The organism is Jatrophihabitans sp. (assembly GCF_051960575.1).
In the GTDB taxonomy this organism is placed as follows: Bacteria; Actinomycetota; Actinomycetes; order Mycobacteriales; family Jatrophihabitantaceae; genus JBQCEE01.
The window spans coordinates 1-7806 of record NZ_JBQCEE010000276.1 but is presented as its reverse complement, the minus strand read 5'-3'; the positions used below and the strand labels follow the sequence as shown (position 1 = coordinate 7806).

The window sequence follows — 7806 nt, the reverse complement described above, 5'->3', positions numbered from 1 at the left end:
GTCGGCGGGGGCGGGGCGGCGAAGCCCGACGTTGTGGACCTGCGCGACGACGTGCACCGAAACGGTGGCGAGATCCTCGCCATGGGAGTCGCGGACGTCGCTTCGGGCGAAGGCACGGTGCGCGTCGAGCTGCCCGAGGGCAATGCGGTCGTTGCGCATCGATTGGTGGTGGCGGGCGCCGAGGGGCCGTGGCTCGACCGGGTCGTCACCGACGCCGCGCGGCAGGTGGTCGGGTCGGTCGACGACGGCGTCCGGCTCGGTGCGCTGATCGCCGACGAGCTCGACGAGGCCGAGGCGCGGGCGGCGACGACGTCGAGCCAGGCCGCCGACTGGGACGCCCGCTACAGCGGCGAACTGCTCTGGAGCGGGAACCCGAACGGCTCGCTCGTCGTCGAGGTGGGCGGCCTCGCGCCGGGGCGGGCGCTCGACGTCGGCGCCGGTGAGGGCGGGGACGCGGTCTGGCTCGCCGAGCAGGGCTGGCAGGTCACGGCCAGCGACATCTCGACCAACGCCCTCGCCCGGATCGACGCGCTCGCGGCCCAGCGCGGCCTGTCGATCACCTGCCTGCAGGCAGACGCCAACGGCGACGACCCGTACCCGCGTGCGGCGTTCGACCTGGTCACCGCGAGCTACGCGTCGATCCCGCGCACGCCCGACGGACGCGCCGTGCGGGCCGTCGTCGACGCCGTGGCCCCCGGCGGCACGCTCGTCGTGCTGAGCCACGACGTCGCGGCGATGCGCGACCCCTCGCACGGCCACCGACCCTTCGACCCTGAGGCCTACGTGCAGGTCGAGCACTTCGCTGCCGCGCTGGCCGACGACCCGGGCTGGACGATCGAGGTGCACGAGTTGCGTCCACGCCCGGCAGGTGCGGCGAGTGCGGCGCACCACGCCGACGACCTGGTCCTGCGCGCCCGGCGCGCCCACTGAGGCGCAGCCGACTGGCATGCTCGGCGGGTGTTGACCACCGACGCGGACGTCGCGCTCCTCGCGGCGGAGGCGGGCGCCCGCGTCGTCCGCTCGATGTTCGGACGCGACGACGTCGCCCGGTTCGCGAAGTCGCCGTCCGACTTCGCGACCGAAGCCGATCTGGCGGCCGAGGAGGCGATCCGGGCGGTGCTGTCGGCACAACGGCCCGATGACGGCTTCCTCGGCGAGGAGACCGGCCTGGCGTCGCAGTCGGGCGGCGATCGGCGATGGCTCGTCGACCCGCTGTGCGGCACGCTGAACTTCGCGGCGCACACGCCGTTGTTCGCCGTCAACGTGGCGCTCACCGTCGGCGCCGAGGTCACGGCGGCGGCGTCCAGCGACCCCGTCGCCGGCGAGACGTTCCTCACCGACGGCACGGCCGCGTGGATGTGTCGCGCGGGCGTCGAGCACCCGCTCGTGCCATCGTCGCGCTCCCGCCTCGTCGATGTCGACTGCGACGGCGGCCCGGGCGTGGCTGGACCGCGGCTCATCGCCGACCCAGCCTTCCGGACAGCCTTCGGCACCCGCGTGACGTCGACGACCCTCACGCTGGCGTGGGTCGCAGCCGGCCGACGAGCGGGCTATCTCTCCGACCAGCAGGTCGACGGCAGTGTCCACTTCACCGCCGGAGTCGGGCTGTGCCAGGCATCGGGGTGCGTCGTCACCGACCTGACCGGCGGCCCAGTGCGCGGCGGACGCGGTCTGCTGGCCGCTGCGGACGAGCAGACGCACGGCCGACTGCTCGAGCTCTTGGGTCCGGCCCTTCCCCGGTGAGGTCGCTCGGCGAACCGGGGTGGGCCCCCCGGGGCTCGAACCCGGAACCTACGGATTAAAAGTCCGCAGCTCTGCCGATTGAGCTAGAGGCCCCGCGGTACGGCGATCTGGTCACGACGAACGTGATCAGGCGCGACCGCTGGGCACAGTCTCTCAGACCGCTCAAGGACACCCTCGCTGTGCGGGAATGTCGCCGGGAAGCCCACGGTTTCAGAAATACCCCCCGGGGTATCAGGGATCGACGATCGAGGAGGCCGGGATGGCGACGCTGGAACTTACCGAGCAGAACTTCGGAGCAGTCATCGAGCGCGAGGGGATCGCCCTCGTCGACTGGTGGGCGTCCTGGTGCGGTCCGTGCCGCATGTTCGCCCCGGTGTTCGAGGCGGCGAGCACCGAACACCCGGACATCGTCTTCGGCAAGGTCGACACGGAAGCCCAGCGCGGGCTCGCCGGGGCTGCCCGGATCATGTCGATCCCGACGCTCATGGCCTTCCGCGACGGCATCCTGGTGTTCTCCCAGGCCGGCGCGCTGCCGGGTCAGGCCCTCGAGCAGCTGATCACCGCGATCCGCGAGCTCGACATGACCGGGGTTCGTCGGCAGGTCGCCGAACAGGGGGCGGCGAAGACGGCGTAGCGGTGGTCTTCCTCCACCGCGCAAGTGCTGCGCCCGCCGGCGACCATCCGTCGCCGGCGGTCGTGGCGCTCACCGAGCGGGACGAGCCTCCGCGACCAGCGCACCGATGAGGACGCCGACGTAGATCAGGACGCTGAGGATCAGCAGCCATTCGGCGAAGACGAAGCCGACGCCCACCAGTCCGTACGCCTGCACCTGCCAGGTGATCTGGCCTGGGACGACCAGTCGGGACGCTTCCACCAGGCCGATGGTGAGGACGCCGACCGCGACGGACCCCGGCAGCAGACTGCGGGTGGGGATGCGACGGTCGAGCAGCCAGAACTGCGACCAGACGTAGAACGCAGCGACCAGCAGCACCCGGATCGCCATGACCGACCACCCACCGGCGCCGGCGACGTGCCGGTCCAACCAGCGACCCGGCCCGGCCGCGGCCAGCATCCCGACGCTGAAGACGGCGAGGGTGGGCGCCCACGCCAGCTGGCGCAGGTAGCAACGCAGGCCCCGGAGCTTCGGCACGTTCCAGATGAGCTCGAACGCGCGCTGCTGCACGGCGCCGACGCTCGTGGAGAGGACCACCGCTCCGATCATGCTCACGACCAGCGCCGACACGCTGACGGAGCTCGTGTGGCGGCTGAGGAGCGCGGTCACGGCGGTTGCCGATGCACCGTCCAACCCGAACAGGTTCACCGTGGCGTAGGCGACGCCCCGGCCGGGCCCGTGTGGGACGACGGCCGAGATGGCGACGACCAGTGGGACGGTGCACAACAATTGTTGAGCACTGAAGGCCATCGCGTGTGTGCTCAAGTCCAGACTCCGCGAGCGGCTGATCGTCCGCCCGGCGATGCCGGAGCGGACGCGCTGCACCGCTGCCCGGGTGTCGCGCGCAGGGGCCCGTCGCAGCCGGCCTGGGCGTCCGACGGACACGGAGTCACTCCTTCGTCGTGTCAGTGCGCGAAGCGGACGTGCGGGAGGACGCGGTCGAGCCAGGCGGGGCGGTGCCAGGCGCTGTGGCCGGTCAGGCGCAGGACGACCGGCAGCAGGACCATCCGGATGCACAGCGCGTCGAGGAAAACGGCGACGGCGAGGATGATGCCCATCTCCTTCGGCGCCAGCGGCCCGGACAGCGCGAAGGTCAGGAAGACGGCCACCATGACGCCGGCCGCCGCGACGACGACCCGGCCGGAGGTCCGCAGGGCCATCCGCATGGCGTGGTGCGGGTCGCCGGTGAGGTCGTAGTGCTCGCGGGCCGCCGACAGCAGGAACAGCGTGTAGTCCATCGCGACGCCGGAGAGCATCGCGCCGAAGAACAGCGGGCCCCAGGCATCGACGAAGCCCTGCGGCTCGAAGTTGAGCAGCCCGGCCAGGTGGCCGTCCTGGAAGATCAGCTTCGCGACCCCGAAGGCCGCGGCGATCGATGCCAGGTTTGTGACCACGCCGACGAAGGCGACCAGTGGTGAGCCCAGTGCCACGAGCAGCAGCAGGAACCCGAGGCCGATGAGCAGGCCGAACACGAGTGGCGTCCGGCTCGAGAGCACCTGCTCGAGGTCGTGGTTCTCCGCGGCCGCGCCCCCGACCAGCGCGCTGCCGGGCAACTCGTGGCGGAGACGGTCGATGGTGACGCCGGTGGCCTTCGCCGAGGCGTCGGTCGAGGGGATGGCCAGGGTCATGCTCCAGCCGCCGTGCTGCCCGGCCGGCATCGCCGCGGCGATGCCCTTGTCCCGGCCGAGGGCGGCGACGACCTGCGGGGTGTCGGCGGTGCTGGAGACGATGGAGAGCGTGCCGGGCGCGCCCTTGCCGAAGGCGTCGACGACCTGGTTGTAGCCGGCCCGGGCGCTCTCGCTCTGCGGGATGATCGTGATGCTCGGCATCCCGGTGCGCAGCGAGAGCACCGGCGCCGCGAGCACGCCGAGCACGACGACCACCAGGCCGCCGGCGAGCCAGGGACGGCGGTGCAGCAGCGCGCCGAAGTGGTGCAGCACTCGCTCGAGCCCGGCGACGGTGTGGTGCAGATGAGGGTGGGCGCCGTTGTAGACGTCGGCCGGGTCGGCCGGCGTCGGGTTGCCAGCCCGCGCCGCAGCGGCCGCGCGCTGCTCGGCCCGCCGCTCGGCGCGGTCCAGCGCGCCCGGGATGCGGACCTTGCCGGAGTCGATGCGACGCCCCAGCTTGCCCAGGACCGCCGGCAGGAGGGTCAGCGTGGCTGCCAGCACCGCGACGACCGACAGCATGATGCCCAGCGCCATGCTGCGGAAGGCCGGGCTCGGCACGAGCAGCACCGTCGACAGCGACACGAGGACGGTGAGGCCGCTGAAGGCCACCGCCTTGCCGGCGGCGCCCATCGTCTCGGCGATCGCGGCGATCGACGCCGCCTTGCGATCGGCCTCGTGCGCTCGGCGGTGGAGGGCGGCCCGGAAACGCACGACGATGAACAGGGCGTAGTCGATGCCCAGCGCGAGGGCGAACATCATCGCGAAGTTCATCGCCCAGATGCTCACCGGCGCGATGTGTGTCGAGAGCACCAGTGCGCCCGCGGCGGTGACCAGCCCGACGAGGGTTAGCATGAGTGGGAGCCCTGCGGCGACCAGGCTGCCGAAGGCCAGCACCAGCACGATCATGGTGACCGGCCAGGACAAGACCTCGGACTTGATCATCGCCGCGTGGTTGACCTTGTTGAAGTTCGCCCACAAGGCGGAGGACCCGGTGAGCTCGACTGAGACCCGGTCCGTCGACAGTGCGCGCAGCGGGCCGACGAGATGATCGGCGGCGCGGACCATCTCGTTCGGGTCCGCCTTCGCCCCGGCCTGGACGATCGCCGTCCGGCCGTCCTTCGAGATCGACATCCCCGGCTGGGGCGGCACCACGGTGCTCACCCTGGGGTCGGCCCTGAGCAGTGCGGTCGCCGCGGCGATGACCCGTTGTGCGGCCGGATCGCTCGCGATCGCGGCCTGCTTGTCGACCACGACGACCTGCAGCGCGGTGGAGCCGAGGCCGGAGAACTCCTTGGCCACGACGTCGCGGGCCCGCACCGACTGGCTGCCGCTGTCCTGCCAGCCCGCACCCGCCAGCGCCGACTCGACCTTCGGGGCGAACGCGCCGAAGACGCCGACGACGATCAGCCAACCGAGCAGCACGACGCGCAGGTGCGTCGCCGACCACGCGCCGAGACGCGACAGCAGTCCCGGCGCCGAGTGTCGGGCAGCAGCGGTCGATGAACGGGACGCGGTGGCGGTCACGCTGGCTCCTCGGACTTCTCCGGTCGGGGACGGGTCGACTCGACCCACGACCTTTGTACCATACCCCCTAGGGTATGTTCCCACCCAGACCGAGTGAGGGCGAGCCACGTCTCGGATCACTCCGGATCGTCGGTGAGCAGGCCCAGGAACTTGGCCACCGCTCGCTGCTCCGAGGCCGACAGCGCATCGATCGCCCGCTGCGTGCGGGCTCCCTGCTCCGCGAACAGCGGTGCCAGTTGCCGGGCGACGCGCTCGCCGTCGAGCACGACCAGCACCTTGCGGCGGTCGTCCGGGTGCCGCTCGCGACGGACGAACTCGAGTGCCTCGAGGCGGTCGAGCACGCCGGTGACGCTGCCCGAGGTGAGCCCGCTGCGCGCCGACAGCTCCGACGGCGTCATCGGACCGTGCAGGTCGAGCAGGTGCACGAACTGCGACTCGCTCATGCTCATGCCGGTCTGCTGCGCGACCCGGTCGTTGTGCAGGATCACGGCCGCGATCAGCCGCCGCAGCCGGACGAAGATCTGCTCCGCCGCCGACGTCGCCACGACGACCTCCAACAATTCGGTTTGACAAGTATCTTGGCAAAACAAGAGACTTGGGTGAACGAGATGACCGATCGTATCGGGAGGTCCCATGTGCACCACCGTGTCCACGCCCGCGCCGTCGGCCCCGACGGCGACGCGACCGACCGCGCTCGTCGTCGTGATGATGGTCGCGGCGCTGATGGACCTGCTCGACGTGACCGTCGTGAACGTCGCGCTGCCCACCCTCCGCGCGCATCTGCACGCGTCCCCGAGCCAGCTCGAGTGGATCGTCGCCGGCTATCTGCTCGCCTTCGGCAGCACCTTGATCGTCTGGGGTCGCATCGGCGACCTGGTCGGCCGGCGCCGGGTCTTCCTCGCTGCGGTGGCAGTGTTCGGCGCCGCGAGCCTCGCGGCCGGCACGTCCGGCGGCATCGAGTGGCTCATCGTCTTCCGGGTGCTGCAGGGCGGGGCGGCGGGTGCGCTCGTGCCGCAGGTGCTCGCGACCTTCCGGACCGCACTGCCGCCGGCCATGCGGATGGCCGCCTTCGGCGTCTACGGCGCCGTGGCCGGACTGGCGGCGGCCGTCGGCGTGGTGCTCGGCGGTGTCTTCACCCAGGAGAGCGTCCTCGGGCTCGGTTGGCGCGCGATCTTCCTCGTCAACGTGCCGGTGGCCGCGGTCGTGCTGGTCGCCGGGGCCGTCGTCGTCCCCGAGAGCCGTCCGGTGACGTCGTCGCGGCTGCCGTGGCCGACGATGGTCGGTCTGCCGGTGGCGTTCGCCGCGATCGTGCATCCGCTGACCGAGGGACGAGCCCACGGCTGGCCGCTGTGGATGGTCGCCGAGGGCGTGGCCGGCGTGGTGCTGCTCGCGGCCGCGGTCGCGGTGGACGCCCGGCGCGACCGCGTCGGCCGGCCCGCCCTGGTGCGCCCGCAGCAGTTCCGAGTGGCCGCCTTCTCGTTCGGCCTCGGTGTGCAGGCGCTGTTCAGCGCGGCGCTGCAGGGCTTCTCGCTCGCCTTCGTGCTGTGGCTGCAGGCCGGCCACCGGTGGACCCCGCTGCACACCGGCCTGACCCTGCTGGCCTTCAGCGCGGGCGCCATGATCACCGCACCCGTGGCCGGGCAGCTCGCGCAGACCCGCGGCCGCCGGGTGCTGGCGTCCGGTGCGGTGCTGCTCGTGCTCGGCGTCGGCGTCGCAGCCCTCCCGGCATGGCGCACCTCGCCGAGCCCGTCGCTGTGGGCGATCGTCCCTGGGCTCGTGCTGGGCGGCGCCGGCCTCGGCCTGCTCGTGGTGCCGCTCGTCAACGTGGTGCTCGCTGCGGTGCCCGACGATGCTGCCGGGGGAGCGTCCGGGGTGTTCTCGACCGCCCAGCAGCTCGGCGGCGCGCTCGGTATCGCGGTCATCGGCTCGATGTTCTTCGCCCACGAGCGCGCGCCGCATCTCGACACCGCGTTCGGCGTGGCCGCGGTGGCCGCGTGCGTCGGCTACGCGGCGGCCGGTGCGCTCTCGCTGCGGCTTCCGCGCCGTGCCGTGTCGGACGAACGGTTGCTCGAGCTCGGCTGACAGTGAGGATGTAGGGGTCGCTGCCTGGCCTGGGTCTGACCCGTCGGCTGACTGACCGTGGTGTCTTGAACGGGATGTGTCGATCTGGGTCGGGTGGCGGCGTTTCCGGCACCTGCC

At 72.1% G+C, this 7806-nt stretch carries 7 protein-coding genes and 1 tRNA gene; 4 read left to right on the top strand and 4 right to left on the bottom strand.

Annotation, left to right across the window (positions count from 1 at the left end):
- Together ACTHMS_RS15675 and ACTHMS_RS15670 are read left to right on the top strand one after the other, a co-directional pair.
- Nucleotides 1-930 (top strand): class I SAM-dependent methyltransferase (locus ACTHMS_RS15675; RefSeq protein WP_440307604.1); only part of this gene is annotated, 930 nt, incomplete at its 5' end.
- A gap of 27 nt (nucleotides 931-957) precedes the next feature.
- Entirely contained in the window at nucleotides 958-1743 is a 786-nt protein-coding gene (locus ACTHMS_RS15670; RefSeq protein WP_440307603.1) for an inositol monophosphatase family protein, read from the top strand.
- 20 nt (nucleotides 1744-1763) lie between these two features.
- On the opposite strand, the gene ACTHMS_RS15665 is transcribed toward ACTHMS_RS15670, so the two are convergent.
- Nucleotides 1764-1836 (bottom strand) — tRNA-Lys (locus tag ACTHMS_RS15665).
- 166 nt (nucleotides 1837-2002) lie between these two features.
- Between ACTHMS_RS15665 and ACTHMS_RS15660 the strand changes: the two genes are divergently transcribed.
- Nucleotides 2003-2377: a thioredoxin family protein gene (locus tag ACTHMS_RS15660; protein ID WP_440307602.1), complete on the top strand. Its 375-nt coding sequence runs from the start codon at nucleotides 2003-2005 to the stop codon at nucleotides 2375-2377.
- A gap of 69 nt (nucleotides 2378-2446) precedes the next feature.
- Here ACTHMS_RS15660 and ACTHMS_RS15655 read toward each other — a convergent pair whose 3' ends face one another.
- The 3 genes from ACTHMS_RS15655 to ACTHMS_RS15645 form a co-directional block, all read right to left on the bottom strand.
- Entirely contained in the window at nucleotides 2447-3181 is a 735-nt protein-coding gene (locus ACTHMS_RS15655; protein WP_440307601.1) for a hypothetical protein, read from the bottom strand.
- A 140-nt stretch (nucleotides 3182-3321) separates the two neighbouring features.
- Nucleotides 3322-5607 (bottom strand): MMPL family transporter, encoded by a 2286-nt coding sequence (locus tag ACTHMS_RS15650; protein ID WP_440307600.1) that lies wholly within the window; start codon nucleotides 5605-5607, stop codon nucleotides 3322-3324.
- Nucleotides 5608-5723: 116 nt separating this feature from the next.
- A complete protein-coding gene (locus tag ACTHMS_RS15645; RefSeq protein WP_440307599.1) occupies nucleotides 5724-6152 on the bottom strand; it encodes a MarR family winged helix-turn-helix transcriptional regulator in 429 nt (142 codons plus the stop codon).
- Between the two features lie 88 nt (nucleotides 6153-6240).
- On the opposite strand from ACTHMS_RS15645, the gene ACTHMS_RS15640 reads away from it, so the two are divergent.
- Nucleotides 6241-7689 carry an MFS transporter gene (locus ACTHMS_RS15640; protein WP_440307598.1) on the top strand — a complete coding sequence of 483 codons (1449 nt, stop codon included), beginning with the start codon at nucleotides 6241-6243 and terminating at the stop codon, nucleotides 7687-7689.
- Nucleotides 7690-7806: the final 117 nt, after the last annotated feature.